We start from the raw sequence: 17,164 nt of genomic DNA on the forward strand, positions 1-17,164 counted from the left end.
CTACTTCCCCCTCGCCGCGATTAAAACGCTTTTATCTCGAACAAAATTTAACCACGAAAGATCAACACGCCCTAGTAGATTCAGTTATTAGTGGAGCAATAATGAATTGGTTGGAGCACTTACTAGGAGCGAGAAGGGTCTCCCAGCAAGCGTGGCAACCTAAGTCAGATGTCTATTTAGGTTGCCACTATTTCGTTTCAATCTTTTGGATTAAAGCGTTTCGATTACAGCGTTGGGTTCATGATGGTTGAAGTGCGTTCGAACACGTCGAGGCCCTGCTGTTGTAGCCAGTAAGGAAGGTCGATAAGAACCCAGTTTTCAGACAGCTTGTCACCGTCACGGTAGTAAACGTCAACCACTTGCATGTTTGCACGTACTTCACCGCCAGTCATACCTAGGAAGCCACCTGTCGGTGTGTTTGATAGGTTTGGCCAACCGAAGAAACAAGAGAAGTTACCTTCAGCGAAACGACAAACGTGGCCGTTGAACTTCTTGTCTTTCAGGTTGTTACGGAAAGGAAGTTGGTGCTGCTGTTGGTAGCGAGGAATTGTGTAAGACGCGCCGATACCACATGGGCCGTACCAAATCATGTCTTTTGACCAGCTCTTCGCGAGTACTTCTGGTGGGCAACCCATCGCGCCGCTGTCGTTAAGAGCAGACAGGTCATCAACCATTTTATTTACTAGAGCAAGTGTCGCAACGCCTTCTTCAGGAGCTGCATCTTCGAATAGCAGACCATCATGGTTACGTGGACCAGGGTAAACGAAGTGCTTACCCGTTGATGGTGGAAGTGGGTAGCAACCCGCTTGATCCATCATACCTAGTAGGTCTAGGAACAAGCCTGTCTTAGTGATTTTGCCATCAACAACACAGTTAAATTCTGCGTAGCGAACGTTCATGATCTTGCCAGTTGGGCGCATGCCTAGGTATTCAGCGTCGAATAGACCCATGAAGTGACCCATGCTCATTACCCAAATCTCATCTGGGTTAACTTCGTTGTTACCACCGATGAAGATGTCTTGACGACGCTGCATGCGAGTCATCGACTTCATCATTGGCGCCCAGAATACGTCAGCTGCTGCTTGTGCGCCTTCTTGCTCACGGAATGGGTAAACACCGCGCCACAAGTAATCTTCAGAAGTGTGTGCTTTTAAAACTTCAGCAACGTTCTCGTGAGTTGCGTTTTCCATTGCATCGAAGTATTCACGAACAATGCGTTTAGCTTCTTGATATTTAGACATAATAATTTCTCTTTGTGTTGTCGAGTCAACATTCGGAACAGGACTCGATTTGGATTTTGTTTCCGGCTGACTTATCAGCCGGCTTTAAATTTTTCGTATTTGAATTTCAACGTATGAGTTTCGAATTAAGCTTTTGCTGCTTCTCCTTTTTTGCTCTTATCGAAGACGCCGCCTTTAAGAGTTTCAGGCAGTGTTAGCCATAGTAGGCCAGCGATAATCCATACGATTGGTGAACCCCACATTGCCGTTTGTAGATCGGTACGTTCTTGGATAAAGATAAGAACCATTGGTGCCCACATGCCGATAATACGACCGCCATGGAATAAAGCTGCACCATAGCTACGCAAGCGTGCTGGGAACAATTCAGAGAAGTAACCGCCCCATACTGCAGAAGCAGACAGGCCGAAGTTGTAGATAAGACCGAGAAGAGCCAGCATGTTTAGGCCACCAATCACCATGTCGCCAGGTGCGACAAAGAAGATCGAAACCATGATACCTGCGAGGATGAAGCCGAATGCGTTGATCTTACGACCGTACTTATCTGCTGCCCATCCCCAGAACCATGCACCGAAGAGTGAACCAAATGCAGAGATAGAGAAGATCAAACCGATGGTTGCACCATCAAACATACGAACATCTTTCAGGTAGGTAGTTACAAAGCCACCGAAGAATTGGAATCCGTAGAAGTTAAGACCAGAAAGAAGTAAACAAGTAATCGTAATTTTGCGGTAAGGCTTGCTTAACATCTCACCCCAAGAACCTTTTTTAGCTTCGGTTACTTCGCCAGCTGCATTGGTTGTTGTTTGCTGATCTTCTTCACCGTAGGCGATCACTGTTTTGTCGCTTGGTAATACAAAGATCATTAGCGCTGCTGCTACAAGCGGTGGAATGCCACCTACCCACATTAGGCTCTGCCAAGGCGCATCAACACTTGTAATGAAGGCTGCGTAAGCGCCCATTGCCACTAAGGCAACAGAGAACATTGAAGAAGCAAATGCGGTCAACTTACCGCGAACCGTTGGTTTAAATAGGCCAATCATCAAAGATACAGCTACAGTGAAGTAACCACCTAAAGATAGTCCAATGATGAAACGCATTGCGGCCCAAGTGGTGTAGTCGGTAAACATCATGTTGATGATGGTTGCACCACCGTTTAATGCCGTAATTGCTACTAGTGTGGACTTCTTGCCGAACTTGGTTGCGAACCATGCACAGCTCAGAGCACCAATCAGAGCACCAACTGACTGCCAAGTGTAGAACTGAGCGGTATCAGAAAGGCTAATACCAGCATATTCTTCAACAATGTATGGGCGTACGTAGTCAATAATTACAAAGTTATAACAATAAAAAAAGTAACCCACTAGAATTGCTAGATATGCGGCTACCCTTTGAATCATAGGAACTTCGCTCATGTGTTTTTTAATGGTCATGACCGATAAACCTTTATTTTATATAGGGTGGTTTTGATTTTAATTATTGTGTGTTGATTCTTTGGCTTCATCACACCGTTTTCATTTCGGGAGAGATAATAGAATTTTTATGGTTATTAGATCCGTGATCAAAGTCAATTTTAAAATGAGTGCGCACCCATTTTGTGTGTTTTAGTGATCTTGATCTCGTTTAACCGAGTTTTTGTGCTTTGTGGGGTGGTTTGAGTGTTTAATCATCTATCTTAGTGATAACAGTCACACTTATTGTGGGTTTTTGAGGGAAAATATCCATTTTTGAGTACTATTGGCGGCGAATAATTTGCGACATACACTAAACGGAATCTAAAAATGGTTACGTACTCAAGTTTTGTGGTTATTGCTCTTTATGTGCTAACTACTTTGTTTATCAGCTACTTAGTTAATAGGCGCTATAGCGTCGGTGGCGACTTTTCGACTGGTGGAAAACAGTTTGGTTGGTTTACGGCGGGTGTGTCGATTCTTGCAACCTACATCAGTGCGATGACGTTCGTGGGTATGCCGGGCTGGGTTTATAGCTCAGGCATGGAAGCAATGAGCGTTCATCTGAATTACCCAATAGTGATCTTTTTCGCTGTAGTTTTCTTTGTTCCAGTGTTTTACAAGCTCGGCCTGACCTCGATTTATGAATACTTAGAGCACCGCTTTGGCGTTGTTGCTCGCACGATCAACTCCATCGTGTTCATTGTGGTTCAGTGTATTTCGGCAGGGGTGATTTTGTATGCGGTGGCATTGATCTTGGTGCAAGTGTTGCCGGTGAGTATCTCCGAGGCGATCATCTACATCAGCCTGTTTACCGCCTTGTATACCTATGTGGGGGGAATCTCAACCGTCATATGGACAGACATGCTGCAGTCGGCAGTATTGATTATTGGCAGTATCGCTATCTTTGGTTTATTGCTAATGAAGATTGATGCGGGGGAAGTGCTGTCTCCTGAGCATCTGAATATCATCAATCTCGATTTTGATCTTGGCGTCGACACCACATTGTGGGCGGGTGTAGTGGCGGTGAGCTTTTTACACCTGAGCGTATATGGCACTAACCAACTGATTATCCAAAGAACACTGGCGACAAAAAACGTTCAGACAGCGCAAAAATCCATGTTGCTTTGTGGTTACGGCGCGTTCTTCATCTATCTGTTTTTTGCTGTGATAGGCGTTTTGCTAAGCGTCTTCTATCAAGACACCAGCTTTGAGAACAGCAATGAAGTGATTCTCGATTTCGTGTTTAACCACACTAACCCAATCATTGTTGGGCTTGTGATTTCCGCACTTTCGGCAGCGGCAATGTCGACGCTGGATTCCACTTATAACTCTATGGCGACGGTCGCAACGTTCGATTTCTATAAGCGCTTTTTCCGTAAGTCAGCCTCCGATGCGCATTATGAATCGGTGGCAAGAAAAATGAGCCTCGTTGCTGCCGCTTCGGTTGTTGTGCCTGCTTTGTTGGCTGTTTCTAATGAATCAGTGCTTAAAACTATTGCGAGCCTGACTTCCATTTTTGTTGGTATTCGCCTTGGCTCTTTCATTCTTGGGTTGTTCTTCAAGCAAGCGAATGAAAAAGGCGTTATAGCGGGCAGTCTCGGCAGTGTCGCAGTGGTATTCATTGCCAAATACAGTGGCACCTCTTGGCCTTGGTTTGCCTTCATTGGCACGGTGGTTTTCTTAGTGTTAGGTGTTGTTGTGAGCCGATTCTGGGGAGAGGTGACACAGCAACAACACGAATTTATTGCCAAGCAAAAGCATTTGTTCGCTAAGCCCACCGCGAGTCACTACGGCTTGTTGGTATTTGCTGTTGTGACGATTGCTGCTTGTACTGTTATCCCTGATTGGCTTTATGCCGCTCTTTCTTAATTTGACCGATTCTTTACTGGTATATCTATGCTATCGATCTTTGATATTTACAAAATTGGTGTGGGGCCATCGAGCTCACACACTAACGGCCCAATGATTGCGGGTTTCCATTTCACTCAATTAGTCGCAGACAGAATCACAGAGGTGGTGCGTGTTCAGGTCGATCTTTATGGTTCGTTATCGTTAACCGGAATAGGTCACCACACCGATAGAGCGACCATCTTGGGTTTGCTTGGTAATAAGCCAGACACGATTAAGATCACCAGTGCTAATGAAGCGATGCGATGCGCTATCGACAGTGGTGAAATGCAATTGAGTGGCAGCCACGCGGTTGACTTTAACTACCAAACCGACATGCTCTTTCACGAAGACAATCTGCCCCTGCATGAAAACGGCATGATGATTACCGCGTTTGATCAAGCTGGAAAGGTAATTGTCGATGAAACCTACTACTCGATTGGTGGTGGTTTTATTGCAACCGCGGATGAGCTGAAAAACGGTACCAAAACTGAATCGGTAGAGGTGACTTATCCTTTTAAGAACGCCGATGAAATGCTGAAACAAGCTGAAGACAACGGCATGAGCCTAGGTGGCATGATTCTGAAAAATGAGTCGGCCTTCCAAGATGCAGATGCGATTGCAGAAAAGGCGGATCAGATTTGGCGCGTGATGTCGCGTTGTATGGAACGTGGTTTTGAGACTGAAGGTATTCTTGATGGTGGGTTGAATGTCACTCGCCGTGCGCCAAACTTATTGAAAAAGCTAGAAGCGAATGCAGCCGTTGAAAACGATCCAATGGAAATCATGGATTGGATTAACTTGTTTGCCTTTGCTGTCAGTGAAGAAAACGCGGCGGGTGGCCAAGTGGTGACGTCACCAACCAATGGTGCGGCGGGCGTGATTCCTGCGGTACTGATGTATTACCATCGCTTCATTAAAGAGTTGGATACCAAGCAACTAAAAGACTTCTTAGCGGTGTCGGGTGCGATTGGTATTTTGTACAAAGCCAACGCTTCGATTTCAGGCGCCGAAGTTGGGTGCCAAGGTGAAGTCGGTGTGTCATCTTCTATGGCGGCTGCAGGTTTAACGGCGCTGCGCGGTGGCAGTAACGAGCAAATTTGTATTGCTGCAGAGATTGCGATGGAACACTCACTCGGTATGACGTGCGACCCGATTGGTGGCTTAGTTCAAGTACCGTGTATTGAACGAAATGCGATGGGTGCGATGAAGGCGATTAATGCGTCTCGTATGGCTTTGAAGCGCAATAGTAAATCTTTGATCTCGTTAGATAAGGTCATTGCGACCATGTATCAAACGGGTAAAGACATGAACAAGAAATATCGTGAAACATCACTCGGTGGTTTAGCTTTGATCCATTTAGATCCCCCTTGTGAATAGCTAAGTTAGTTCAAGCAAATAGATAATAACGTTAAGCCCAGAACTTTAGATTTCTGAAATCTATCGCGGCTGGGCTTTTTGTTTGATGTGTTTTCTCAGTTCATCACTCCGAACGCAGACTATTTGATTCAAGTGGTGACTATTATTGCAGGCATGGTGTCACGGACGTACCGTGCATGTTGGTGTGGGCGTATTGCGGCACAATGCTTAAAAAGCTGCTTCAATCACCAAAACAGATGATGGTGGTAAACCGTTGTTTGGGCGGAAGCCTAGCACTAGTGGTTGCCTTTATGCTTTATCAACCAGCATAGGTTTCTCTGCAAATAAAAAAACCACTCCTAAATCCATAGGAGTGGTGTCTAAAAATCGACTAAGTGGTTAACAATAATTAGTAACGTAAGTTAACAAGAACGTTTTAAGGAATGTTTGCTTAAAAGATTAAGCGGTTTCAGCCTCTTTAACCGGAGCTGAGTTACGGATTAGGTGGTCAAATGCACCTAAACTTGCTTTAGCACCTTCACCCATCGCAATGATGATCTGTTTGTAAGGTACGGTTGTTACGTCACCCGCTGCGAATACACCTTTCATTGATGTTGCGCCATGAGCGTTAATCTCAATCTCACCGCGTGGTGATAGTTCTACCTTTGTTCCCTTCAACCATTCGCTGTTTGGCATTAGGCCGATTTGAACAAAGATACCCGCGAGTTCGATCTGTTTCAGTTCGTCTGTGTGGCGGTCTTTGTATTCCAGACCCGTTACGCGGTTGTCATCACCCAACACTTGTGTGGTTTGAGCCATCTTGATGATTTCGATGTTTGGCGTTGCGTTCGCTTTGTCGATAAGCACTTGGTCAGCACGCAGTGTGTCCGCAAATTCAAGTACAGTTACGTGTTCGACGATGCCTGCTAAGTCGATAGCCGCTTCAATGCCTGAGTTACCACCGCCGATAACGGCTGTTTTCTTACCTTTGAACAATGGGCCGTCACAGTGTGGACAGTAAGCAACGCCTTTGTTGCGGTACTCTTGCTCACCCGGAACGTTCATTTCACGCCAGCGTGCACCTGTACTTGTGATGACAGTGCGAGCTCGCAGTGTTGCGCCGCTCTCTAGCTCTACGTGGATGTAGCCATCTTCCGTGTCTTCTGCAGCAATGATGTTGGCAGCGCGCTGCTCCGTCATTACTTCAACACCGTACTCTTTTACGTGCTCTTCTAGGCTAGCCACTAGCTTAGGACCCGTTGTCGCTTTCACTGAGATAAAGTTCTCAATCGCCATGGTATCCATCACTTGACCGCCGAATCGGTCAGCAACCACACCTGTGCGAATGCCTTTACGTGCTGCGTAGATAGCTGCTGAAGAACCAGCTGGGCCACCACCCACAACTAGCACATCAAACGGTGCTTGTTGGTTTAGGTTCGCTGCTTTCTTTTCAGCTGCACCTGAATCAACTTTGTTAAGGATTTCTGCCAATGACATACGGCCTTGGCCAAATAGTTCACCGTTAATGAATACGCTTGGCACTGCCATGATGTCGCGAGACTTCACTTCCTCTTGGAATGCCGCGCCGTCGATCATGGTTGTCTTAACCAGAGGGTTAATCGCTGACATCATATTGAATGCCTGGACCACTTCTGGACAGTTTTGGCACGATAGTGAGATGAAAATCTCTACATTAAGCTCTTGATCTAATCCTTTAATTTGCTCGATTACGTCAGCTTCAAGCTTGATTGGGTGACCACCACTGTGAAGCAGTGCCAGTACCAATGATGTGAACTCGTGACCCATTGGTAAACCCGCGAAACCGATAGCAGTGCCTTTCTCTTGGTTCACTACCTGCATGATAGGGCTGCGAGTGCTTGCGCTATCATCTCGAGTCACTTCAATTTTGTCTGTGAGAGAGGCGATATCATTCGCTAGGTCTTGAAGTTTGTTTGCGGTATCACTGCCATCAAGGCTCAGCACTAACTGAACATTGGTTTTTAGGTTTTCTAGGTATGCTTTTAGCTGCTGCTTCATTGCTTGATCTAACATAATCGTACCTGCTCTTAAATTCTGTGTCTTGGTATTGACCAATACCTTCTTGCTGAAAAAGGAAAATAAAAAGGGGGCGCAAGTCGGCAAAATATTGTGGTGTTGATGGTTTGAAAGGGTGGCGCGCTACTGCCCTTTAGGAGTGGAGCCGAAGCGCGCCTGTAGAACCATTTAGCGATTCTGCTTTATTTGTTCTTTGGCTAGGCTTAGATTAAATCTTACCTACTAGGTCTAGAGATGGAGCGAGTGTCTCTTCGCCTTCTTTCCATTTAGCTGGGCAAACTTCACCTGGGTTAGCGGCTACGTATTGTGCTGCTTTAACCTTGCGTAGTAGGTCTTCAGCGTCACGGCCGATACCTTCAGCAGTAATTTCCATTGCTTGGATAACGCCTTCTGGGTCGATTAGAAACGTAGCACGGTCTGCTAGGCCTTGACCTTCACGCATTACGTTGAAGTTGTTTGTGATAGTGCCTGTTTGGTCGCCTACCATGAAGTATTCGATAGTGCCGATTTTGTCAGAAGTATCGTGCCATGCTTTGTGAGAGAAGTGAGTGTCAGTTGATACTGAGTAAACTTCTACGCCACGAGATTGAAGCTCTGCGTATTTTTCTTGTAGGTCAACTAACTCAGTTGGACATACAAAGGTAAAGTCTGCTGGGTAGAAGAAGAATACTGCCCACTTGCCTTTTACGTTTTGCTCAGTGATTTCTACGAATTCGCCGTTTTTGAATGCCGTTGCGTTGAATGGTTTGATTTCTGTGTTGATCATAATTTGACTCTCTTTCTAATTTGTAGTGTTAAACGCTATCCCGCGTCGATGGAGATATATTGCATCGGCACCGTAAAATTGTGAAATCGGACATTTCTATAGATTCAATAGGCAAATCCTATCTTTAAAAACGGAGGGCTATCGATAAAAGCTATCAAACGAGAATAAGACGATAAGGTGATCGCCTTTGTTGAGAACTCACAATACTCAGCTCAACATTGTTGAATCGAACTACAATGAAAGTAGACAAACATAGCATGAAGAAAATCGACCAAATAGCATGAAAAAACCAAACCTTATCTTGACCGTTCTCTTTCTGACTTTGCTTGGCGGATGCTCGTCACATGCTGCCGTCGATACTTCAAAAACAAAGGGCTATGCAAACACACATGTGCTTGTTGGACTGGCTTCTTGGTATGGCGAGCGATTCCACGGCAAATTGACGGCAAGTGGTGAGACGTATAACAAGAACGCATATACAGCGGCCCATAAAACCTTACCCTTTGGGACTATCGTAAGGGTGACTAATACAGCCAATAATAAGTCAGTTGATGTTAAAATTAATGATCGAGGCCCTTATGTCACCGGAAGAGTCATTGATCTTTCGCATAAGGCATTTGTACAAATTGGTGACGTTAACAAAGGCGTTGCGGCAGTCAAAATTGAGATCATTGATGATAGTAGTACCTTTAGGTACAAACATTAAAACGCCTTCCTAACCTCCTTTGGCTTGCTTTTGCACACCCTTATCTGTCATGTGCAGTGGCTTAGTGAATTAGGTGACCTGATGAGAGATACGGGGTCTGAAGAATGGAATAGGTGGGAAACAGATACGGAAACGCCCAAAGTTATTAGCTTTGGGCGTTTCTTCTAGTAAACTGGGTTACGACAAACCGAGCTTTATAGTCTTTTTAGACTATCAGCGGGCTATTAAGAGTGTGCCTTAACGTACTTCTTAACCTTTTTCATCGCCATTTGACGCTTAAGTGGCGAAAGGTAGTCAATAAACAAGTTACCCGATAAATGATCAATTTCGTGCTGCATGGCGATAGCTAGAAACTCATCATTTTCAATGGTGATCGCGTTGCCTTCACGATCTTGAGCCGAAACCACCACAGAAGTAAAACGTTCAACATCGGCATAGTAGTCTGGTACCGACAAACAGCCTTCTTGACCTAGCGCTTTGTTTGAACCACTTACCACTTCTGGGTTCACTAAAATCAGGGGTTGGTCTTGGGTTTCTGAAAGATCGATAATCACGACGGCTTCTTTGCGACCCACTTGAGTTGCCGCTAAACCAATTCCATTGTCGGTCGCATACAGCGTTTCCAACATATCGTCGATTAAGGTTTGCACCGATGAAAAATCTTGCACTTTTTCAGCTTTCACTTTAAGTCTTGGATCGGGTGCGGTGAGGATGTCTAAAACTGCCATATATACCTTATTACTGTTGGAAGCACTTTAACTGTTGGAAGTCCGGGATACTTGTATCTGGCTCTGCGCCATACTAAACGCGCACATAATGCCGTTTTTTTACGCTTACTTCAATTTTTAACCCAATTGAATATTGATCTGATTAAGGGGTGAAGCCGGTTCTGAGAAATAACAAATGAGCTTTTATTAGAGTCAGTTTTCACTGAGTCTTGGATTGATTTATAAATGATGAGCGTAATTGAATTAAGTAAGTGATAGGTAAATCACTGATTAAAAAAGAAGAGTTGAACTTCCTCCTAAAGTTAACGTATAGAGTATGCAGGATGTACAAATATATTGAGACGAGGTAAGGATGAAAACAATACTATTACTGCTGAGTGCTATTTTGTTAGGGGGATGCGTTGGCAAGCCGGAAGCCGTTCAGCCAGTGCAGCAGTTTGAATTGGATAGGTACTTAGGGAAATGGTACGAAGTGGCTCGCTTGGATCATTCGTTTGAGCGCGGGCTAGATAATATCAGTGCTGAATACAGTCTTCGCGATGATGGCGGCATCAAGGTGGTTAATCGCGGTTACTCAATTGATGAAGGTCAATGGAACGAAGCAGAAGGTAAGGCGTATTTTGTCGAAGGCAGCGATCAGGGTTATCTGAAAGTGTCGTTCTTTGGTCCATTCTATGGCGCTTATGTGGTGTTCGAGTTGGATAAAGAGAACTACCAATACGCGTTTGTTTCTGGCCCAGACACCGATTACCTATGGCTGCTTTCTCGAACCCCAGAAGTCTCATCTGAGGTTATGGAAAAGTTCAAAACCATGTCCAAAGAGCGCGGCTTTAATACGGATGAACTGATTTACGTTAAGCACTCAAAATAACGGTATGTAGTGGTTTCTTGGTCTTTACGTAACTTTACGTAAAGACCATGTTAAATGTAATGATAATGAGTCAAAATAACACCTGGGTCAGAGACATAGAGTGGTCATTATGAATAAATCATTATCGAAACAGACGGTTATTTTCCATTGGCTTACCGGCATTTTGTTTATCGCTGTGTTTGTTATTGGACTTCAATTCGAAGGTATGCCTCGAGGTCCCGAAAAAGGCGAGTTAATGGGGCTGCACAAATCGTTAGGTTTGATTGTTTTGGTTGTCGCACTTTCACGCTTTGTATGGCGTTTGAAAGAAGGGGCGATTGAGAGTGTTGCTGTATTAACAAGAGCACAAGAGATTGCCGCGAAAGGCGTTCATCATTTCTTGTTACTAGGGCGTGTTGATCTTTCGAGCTGTTTTTTGCAGCGAGTTGCTGGGTATTTATACAAGACAGAGGCTTCGATGTGTAGCTAGCCTACATGAGAAGCCGATAACGTAGTAGAAATGACCAGCAAACGCTGCCCGAAGGGTTCGGCTAAAAGCGTTTTACTCTTTGTTGAGGGAGATTTGCTTAGAGTGACTAGGCTACTTCCCCCTCGCCGCGATTAAAACGCTTTTATCTCGAACAAAATTTAACCACGAAAGATCAACACGCCCTAGTGACGTTAGCGATGCCAATCTCTGGTGCTGTGATGAGTGTTGCTGGTGGACGTGCATTAGAGCTATTCGGTATTGAGTTGATTGCTGCTGGTGAGAAAACGGAGTGGTTGCAGTCTGCGGCTTCTTTCGTTCACGTTAATGCGGTGAACTTGATTATAATGGTGTTTGCTCTCCATGTTTTGGGTGCATTGAAACACCAACTAGTGGACAAAGATGGCACACTGAGCCGCATGCTTGGTCGCTCATAGTTATTTTTACCAACAACGGTTTACCAAAACACTCGGCATATACCGAGTGTTTTTGTTTGTGATACTCAAACTAGCGAGGCTGGTTGCCGTTCAAGAATAGCGCGACACATTCACGAGTGTAGTGGAGTCTTTCTTCTTCAGACTCGCCGCTGTCGTGACCAAAGAATGACCAATACGCCGACTTGCCATGAAACATCAGCAGCAGTTGGCGCGCTGCTATGATTGGTGAGCTTGTAGAAGAGAGCGTTAAGTCGCCAGACTCTATCTTAGTCTGCAAGTAATCGGCGAGTAATTTAGTGGTCTTCTGTGGACCGGTTTCTAAATAAATAGAGGCAATTTCTGGGTGCGTGTTGGATTGGCTAACCGCGTTCTGAAAGGTTTGTCGTGATTGTTCATCAAGCAGCAAATCCTGAAACTTCACACCAAATTTCACCAACTCGTCTTCCAGAGTGGCATTCATATCAAACGCCGCAGGGTTGAGTTCACGCTCGGCACATTTGGTCTGCATGCAGGTTTCGAATAGGTCGTCTTTGTTTTTAAAGTGAGAGTAGACCGTTTGCTTGGAAACGTTGGCTACTTTGGCTATCTGATCCATATTGATCTTGAAGCCATATTCAGAGAAAAGCTTACTTGCTGCGGTTAAGATCTGCGATCTCTTCTGTTCACTCTTGATGATTTTAGTCACGTGCTGCTTCTCGTTACTTGATGTTAGATTATTACATAGTGTTGGGGCAATACTTGGTACTGGTGCTAATTTTGTCTCATTTTTGATGCAGGCACGGCTCAGTTTTATCTGCCTCGCTGTGCGCAAAGCATTATGCTTTTTGTGACGCTTTTATCAATCATTCTGCTGAAACTTATTTTTAACACAATCAAACTAGACAGTCTAGTTTGGTTTGGTTAGTCTAAAAAAAGAACACATTTGAGAGCAGCATAGGAAGAGCAAGTATGTATAAATGGATGAAGGGAAGCGCAGTGGCGTTGTCAGCTCTTGTTATTGGTTGTGGTGAAAGCACACAAGCTGAAGTGACGGCGGAACCTGATGGCGTTACCGTGGAATCAGCAAGTGTAACCGTGTTAACGGTAGAAACCATCGCTTTGGAGCGCTCTCCATCGTATGCAGTGCAGCGTGAATATGTGGGTGTGGTCAAGGCCGGACAACAAGCGAACCTTGGCTTTGAATTAGCAGGTAAAGTGAACGAGATTCTGGTGGATGTCGGCGACATCGTCACTACGGGCCAGCCGCTGATTCGACTCGATACCCAGTTATTGGCGACTGAGTCAAGCCAACTGAAAGCACAGGCGCAAGAAGTAAAAGCTCAGTTGAGCCTTGTTGCCGCTAACTTAAAGCGTCAACGCTCATTGAAAGCAAAAGGCTTCAGTGCTGAAGCGGAAATTGATTCGTTAACCAGTGAACAGCGGGTATTGCAGGCCAACTTGTTACGTATTGACGCCTCAGTAAAAGGCAACGATCTCAAACTGGTAAAATCGACAATTCTTGCGCCGTATTCAGGCACTATCGCAACGCGTTTTGTATCGCTCGGCGATGTGGTCAATGTTGGCAATCCAACTCTTACATTGCTCGCATCGGAAGGCAAAGAAGCCTTTATCGGCATTCCAGCCCATCAAACGCAAAAGGTAACCTCACTCTCTTCGCCAAGCATTCGTGTTGGGCGAGATGATTATGCAGTGACGCTGCTGAATCCGGGTGCGATGGTCGACACCCGATCGCGCAGTGTTGGTTTACGTTACCTGTTTCCGGAGCAAGCGTCTGTTTTAGAAGGGCAGCTTGCCTACCTTAAGTTTGACGAGCAGATCGACGAGCAAGGTTACTGGGTACCATTAACCGGTTTGATTGATGGTTTGCGCGGTGTGTGGAACATCTTTGTGATTAGCGATGACAACAAGGTTGAACGCCGGAGTGTGCAGGTGTTGTACGCCAATAATCAACAAGCGTATGTGAGTGGTGCGATTGAAGATGGTGAACAGGTGATTGCCAGTGGTTTACATCGCTTGGTGCCAGGGCAAACCGTGAATCCTGTTAACGCAGCCAACTAGGAAGTCGTATGAAAATTATAGAGACGATTGCCAATACGCGGCTGCTGATCCTAATGACAGCCTTGCTGATGGTGAGTGGTATTTCTGCGTTTATGACGCTGCCCCGTGCTGAAGATCCGGTGATCATCAACCGTTATGCGAATATCACGACCAGCTTCCCCGGAGCCAGCGCTGAACGTGTTGAAACCCTAGTGACCGAAGTTGTCGAGAATAAACTTCGTGAGCTCAGTGAGTTAAAATTAGTAAGCTCGACCTCAAGGCCGGGTGTATCGATTGTGACGTTAGAGTTGAATGACACCATCACTGAGCCAGAGCCGGTTTGGTCGCAAGCGCGTGATAAACTGTCTGACATCGAATCCATTTTACCTGCGGGTGCGCATTCTCCCGATCTCGACAGTGACCATACCTACGCGTTCACCACCATTGCATCTCTGACTTGGTCGGGTGCAGGCGAGCCAGACCGATTGACCCTCGGGCGTTATGCTAAAGAACTGGCTAAGCGATTACGAACCTTGTCGGGTACTGAGTTCGTTGATGAATACGGGATGCCGCAAGAAGAGATTCAAATCAGTTTACGCACTGCCGATGCTGCCGCGCTTGGTCGTTCTAGTGCCAATATCGCAGAATCTTTGGAAGGAGCAGATGCGAAAAACTCTGCCGGAGAATTAGTCAGTGCTTATTCTCGTTTTGGTTTGGAAATCGAGTCGGAACTGGATTCCATTGAACGCATTAAACAAGTCCCAATCGCCACCGATAGCAACGGTCATATCATTCGCATGGAAGACATTGCATCGGTGAGGCGGGGTGAGAAAACGCCTCAAGATCAGATTGCCATTATTGATGGTGAGCCGGGTGTGATTGTCGCGGCAAGAATGCACCCTGATCTTCGTGTCGATAACTGGACTTCACGCGCCAACGCACTGATTGAGAAGTTCCAACAGGATTTGCCAAGCAATATCGATGTCACCGTGTTGTTCAATCAGCAAGGCTATACCGAAACTCGTTTAGACGATTTAGGCAAAAGCTTAATGATCGGTTTTGGCTTGATCTTGATTGTGCTGTTTGTGACTTTAGGTGTGCGTGCCGCAATATTGGTGGCGATTTCTCTGCCACTGACTTCACTTCTTACGCTGTCGATCATGAAGATGACCGGCGTACCAATCAACCAGATGTCGGTGACGGGCTTAATAGTCGCACTCGGGATCATGGTGGATAACGCGGTAGTAATGGTCGATACCATTCAGGCGTATCGCTTGAAAGGACAACACAGAGTGGAAGCGACCATGAATGCGTTGAAGCACTTGTGGGTACCTTTGCTGGGCTCAACCTTAACCACGGTATTGGCGTTTGCGCCGATCTTTCTGATGCCGGGTGCTTCGGGTGAGTTTGTCGGTGGTATTGCGATTACCGTGTCTTTTTCGTTGATCGGCTCTTACATTATTTCGCACACCTTAATTGCAGGTTTAGCGACCAAGTTACTGCCGAAACAACTCAGCGATGTCGATAAAAAAGGTCAACATCACTGGTATATGACAGGCTTAAGAATTCCTGCATTAACACGTTGGTTCTCATCTTCTGTTCGCTTTGGTGTCACGCATCCAATCATCACTATAGCTCTGGTGTTGTTGGTTCCGTTTACTGGCTATTGGAGTATGTCTCAACTGACTGAGCAGTTCTTCCCGCCTTCAGATCGAGACATGTTTGAGATTCAGGTGTACATGCCGCCACAAGCGAGTATTTATGCGACCCAAAAGACTTCTGAAAAAATCGACGACATCATTCATCGTTATCCAGAAGTGGAGCGCATCGATTGGCTTGTGGGCGCGAACTTCCCATCCTTCTATTACAACCTGCAAGCGAGGCAAAATAACGCGCCGTACTTCTCGCAAGCAATGGTCAAAACAGAGAACTTTGACCAAGCCAATGCGCTGATTCCAGAACTGCAAAAGGTGTTGGATGACGAGGTACCGGAAGCACAAATCTTGGTACGAAAGCTTAATCAAGGGCCTCCATTTACTGCGCCAGTTGAGCTGCGTGTTTATGGTGAAAACCTCGATACGTTAAAAGCGATTGGTGAAGATGTTCGCCTGATTCTGGCAGGTGTGCCTCATGTGACTCATACGCGAGAAACCTTGCAGCCGGGTACGCCTAAGGTGTGGCTGAAGGTCGATGAAGACACCGCGAAACTCAACGGGATTTCACTCAATCAGTTTGCTGGCATGCTGCACACCACTTTGACTGGTCGTGAAAGTGGTTCAGTGATTGAGGGCAGTGAGTCGGTGCCGATTCGTGTTCGTGTTGCGGATGATGCGCGTGAAAACTTGGCGCATCTAAGTAATATTCGTTTGCCAATCAGCTCTGAGGTCTACTCAACGGGCATTAATGTTTCGACTTTGGCTGAGCTTGAGCTGACCACCAGTCGTGGTGCGATTACTCGTCGTAACGGGCAGCGTGTCAATACCATAGAGGGCTACATTGAAGCGGGCGTCTTGCCGCAAACCGTGCTCAATGAGTTCCAACAACGCTTGGAAAGTTACGAAATTCCATCGGGCTACAGCATCGAGTTTGGCGGTGAGTCGGCAGAGCGCGATCACTCGGTAAATAGTCTTATCTCGAATGTCGCCGTGGTGGTTGTGTTGATGGTGTTAGTCGTCGTGATGTCGTTTAACTCGTTTAACTCGTTTAGGCTAAGTAGCATCATCTTTATGGTAGCGGCATTGGCTGGTGGGCTAGGGTTGCTATCGGTGTGGATCTTCGGCTATCCATTTGGCTTTACGGTGATCATAGCGATGCTTGGGATTGCGGGGCTAGCGATTAATGCAGCTATCGTTATTTTGACGGAGTTGAAGCTCGACGAACAAGCCTCATCTGGCAATGTTGATGCGGTGGTAGAGGCGGTGATGTCGTGTACTCGTCATATCAGCTCAACGACGATCACTACCGTGGGTGGCTTTATGCCGTTGATTATTGCTGGTGGTGGCTTTTGGCCTCCGTTCGCGGTGGCGATTGTGGGTGGAACCGTGTTAACCACGCTCATTTCATTCTACTTTGTACCAGTGGTCTATCACCTGATGACTCGTCATCAGCGAAGCTCAGCGCTTCAAGATGTTAGAACCTAACCGCTTGAGGTTTAAATTCT

General features: G+C 45.9%; 13 protein-coding genes and 2 pseudogenes. 9 read left to right on the forward strand and 6 right to left on the reverse strand.

Features of this window, described 5'->3' with window-relative positions:
• Window positions 1-224 precede the first annotated feature (224 nt).
• Both Q1A70_RS11535 and Q1A70_RS11540 read right to left on the reverse strand, forming a co-directional pair.
• Window positions 225-1,241: a nuclear transport factor 2 family protein gene (locus Q1A70_RS11535; RefSeq protein WP_048616719.1), complete on the reverse strand. Its 1,017-nt coding sequence runs from the start codon at window positions 1,239-1,241 to the stop codon at window positions 225-227.
• 125 nt (window positions 1,242-1,366) lie between these two features.
• Window positions 1,367-2,671 (reverse strand): MFS transporter, encoded by a 1,305-nt coding sequence (locus tag Q1A70_RS11540; RefSeq protein WP_299691155.1) that lies wholly within the window; start codon window positions 2,669-2,671, stop codon window positions 1,367-1,369.
• A gap of 348 nt (window positions 2,672-3,019) precedes the next feature.
• On the opposite strand from Q1A70_RS11540, the gene Q1A70_RS11545 reads away from it, so the two are divergent.
• The 3 genes and pseudogenes from Q1A70_RS11545 to Q1A70_RS11555 form a co-directional block, all read left to right on the forward strand.
• Window positions 3,020-4,561: a sodium/solute symporter gene (locus Q1A70_RS11545; RefSeq protein WP_299691152.1), complete on the forward strand. Its 1,542-nt coding sequence runs from the start codon at window positions 3,020-3,022 to the stop codon at window positions 4,559-4,561.
• A gap of 27 nt (window positions 4,562-4,588) precedes the next feature.
• Window positions 4,589-5,959, forward strand: a complete 1,371-nt coding sequence (locus tag Q1A70_RS11550; RefSeq protein ID WP_299691149.1) for an L-serine ammonia-lyase — start codon at window positions 4,589-4,591, stop codon at window positions 5,957-5,959.
• Window positions 5,960-6,046: 87 nt separating this feature from the next.
• Window positions 6,047-6,270: pseudogene (locus Q1A70_RS11555) on the forward strand (LysE family translocator); the annotation flags it as partial.
• Between the two features lie 127 nt (window positions 6,271-6,397).
• Here Q1A70_RS11555 and ahpF read toward each other — a convergent pair.
• Both ahpF and ahpC read right to left on the reverse strand, forming a co-directional pair.
• A complete protein-coding gene (gene ahpF / locus Q1A70_RS11560; protein ID WP_299691146.1) occupies window positions 6,398-7,990 on the reverse strand; it encodes an alkyl hydroperoxide reductase subunit F in 1,593 nt (530 codons plus the stop codon).
• Window positions 7,991-8,201: 211 nt separating this feature from the next.
• Window positions 8,202-8,759 (reverse strand): alkyl hydroperoxide reductase subunit C, encoded by a 558-nt coding sequence (gene ahpC, locus Q1A70_RS11565; RefSeq protein WP_299691143.1) that lies wholly within the window; start codon window positions 8,757-8,759, stop codon window positions 8,202-8,204.
• Between the two features lie 280 nt (window positions 8,760-9,039).
• Between ahpC and Q1A70_RS11570 the strand changes: the two genes are divergently transcribed.
• On the forward strand, window positions 9,040-9,465 hold the full coding sequence (locus Q1A70_RS11570; protein WP_299691140.1) for a septal ring lytic transglycosylase RlpA family protein: 426 nt from the start codon (window positions 9,040-9,042) through the stop codon (window positions 9,463-9,465).
• Window positions 9,466-9,689: 224 nt separating this feature from the next.
• Here the strand turns inward: Q1A70_RS11570 and def are convergent, their stop codons facing one another.
• Complete coding sequence (def, locus tag Q1A70_RS11575; protein ID WP_299691137.1) at window positions 9,690-10,193, reverse strand: peptide deformylase; 504 nt, start codon at window positions 10,191-10,193, stop codon at window positions 9,690-9,692.
• A gap of 352 nt (window positions 10,194-10,545) precedes the next feature.
• Between def and Q1A70_RS11580 the strand changes: the two genes are divergently transcribed.
• The 3 genes and pseudogenes from Q1A70_RS11580 to Q1A70_RS11590 all read left to right on the forward strand — a co-directional run.
• Entirely contained in the window at window positions 10,546-11,064 is a 519-nt protein-coding gene (locus Q1A70_RS11580; protein WP_299691134.1) for a lipocalin family protein, read from the forward strand.
• A 109-nt stretch (window positions 11,065-11,173) separates the two neighbouring features.
• Window positions 11,174-11,533, forward strand: coding sequence for a cytochrome b/b6 domain-containing protein (locus Q1A70_RS11585; RefSeq protein WP_299691131.1), 360 nt, complete (start codon window positions 11,174-11,176; stop codon window positions 11,531-11,533).
• Window positions 11,534-11,715: 182 nt separating this feature from the next.
• Window positions 11,716-11,967: pseudogene (locus tag Q1A70_RS11590) on the forward strand (cytochrome b/b6 domain-containing protein); the annotation flags it as partial.
• Between the two features lie 70 nt (window positions 11,968-12,037).
• Here Q1A70_RS11590 and Q1A70_RS11595 read toward each other — a convergent pair.
• Window positions 12,038-12,652 (reverse strand): TetR/AcrR family transcriptional regulator, encoded by a 615-nt coding sequence (locus Q1A70_RS11595; RefSeq protein ID WP_299691128.1) that lies wholly within the window; start codon window positions 12,650-12,652, stop codon window positions 12,038-12,040.
• 263 nt (window positions 12,653-12,915) lie between these two features.
• Here Q1A70_RS11595 and Q1A70_RS11600 point away from each other — a divergent pair, with 263 nt between their 5' ends.
• Together Q1A70_RS11600 and Q1A70_RS11605 are read left to right on the forward strand one after the other, a co-directional pair.
• Window positions 12,916-14,025, forward strand: coding sequence for an efflux RND transporter periplasmic adaptor subunit (locus Q1A70_RS11600; protein ID WP_299691125.1), 1,110 nt, complete (start codon window positions 12,916-12,918; stop codon window positions 14,023-14,025).
• Window positions 14,026-14,033: 8 nt separating this feature from the next.
• Complete coding sequence (locus Q1A70_RS11605) at window positions 14,034-17,144, forward strand: efflux RND transporter permease subunit (protein ID WP_299691122.1); 3,111 nt, start codon at window positions 14,034-14,036, stop codon at window positions 17,142-17,144.
• Window positions 17,145-17,164: the final 20 nt, after the last annotated feature.

The sequence above is a fragment of the uncultured Vibrio sp. genome, assembly GCF_947488985.1.
Lineage (GTDB): Bacteria > Pseudomonadota > Gammaproteobacteria > Enterobacterales > Vibrionaceae > Vibrio.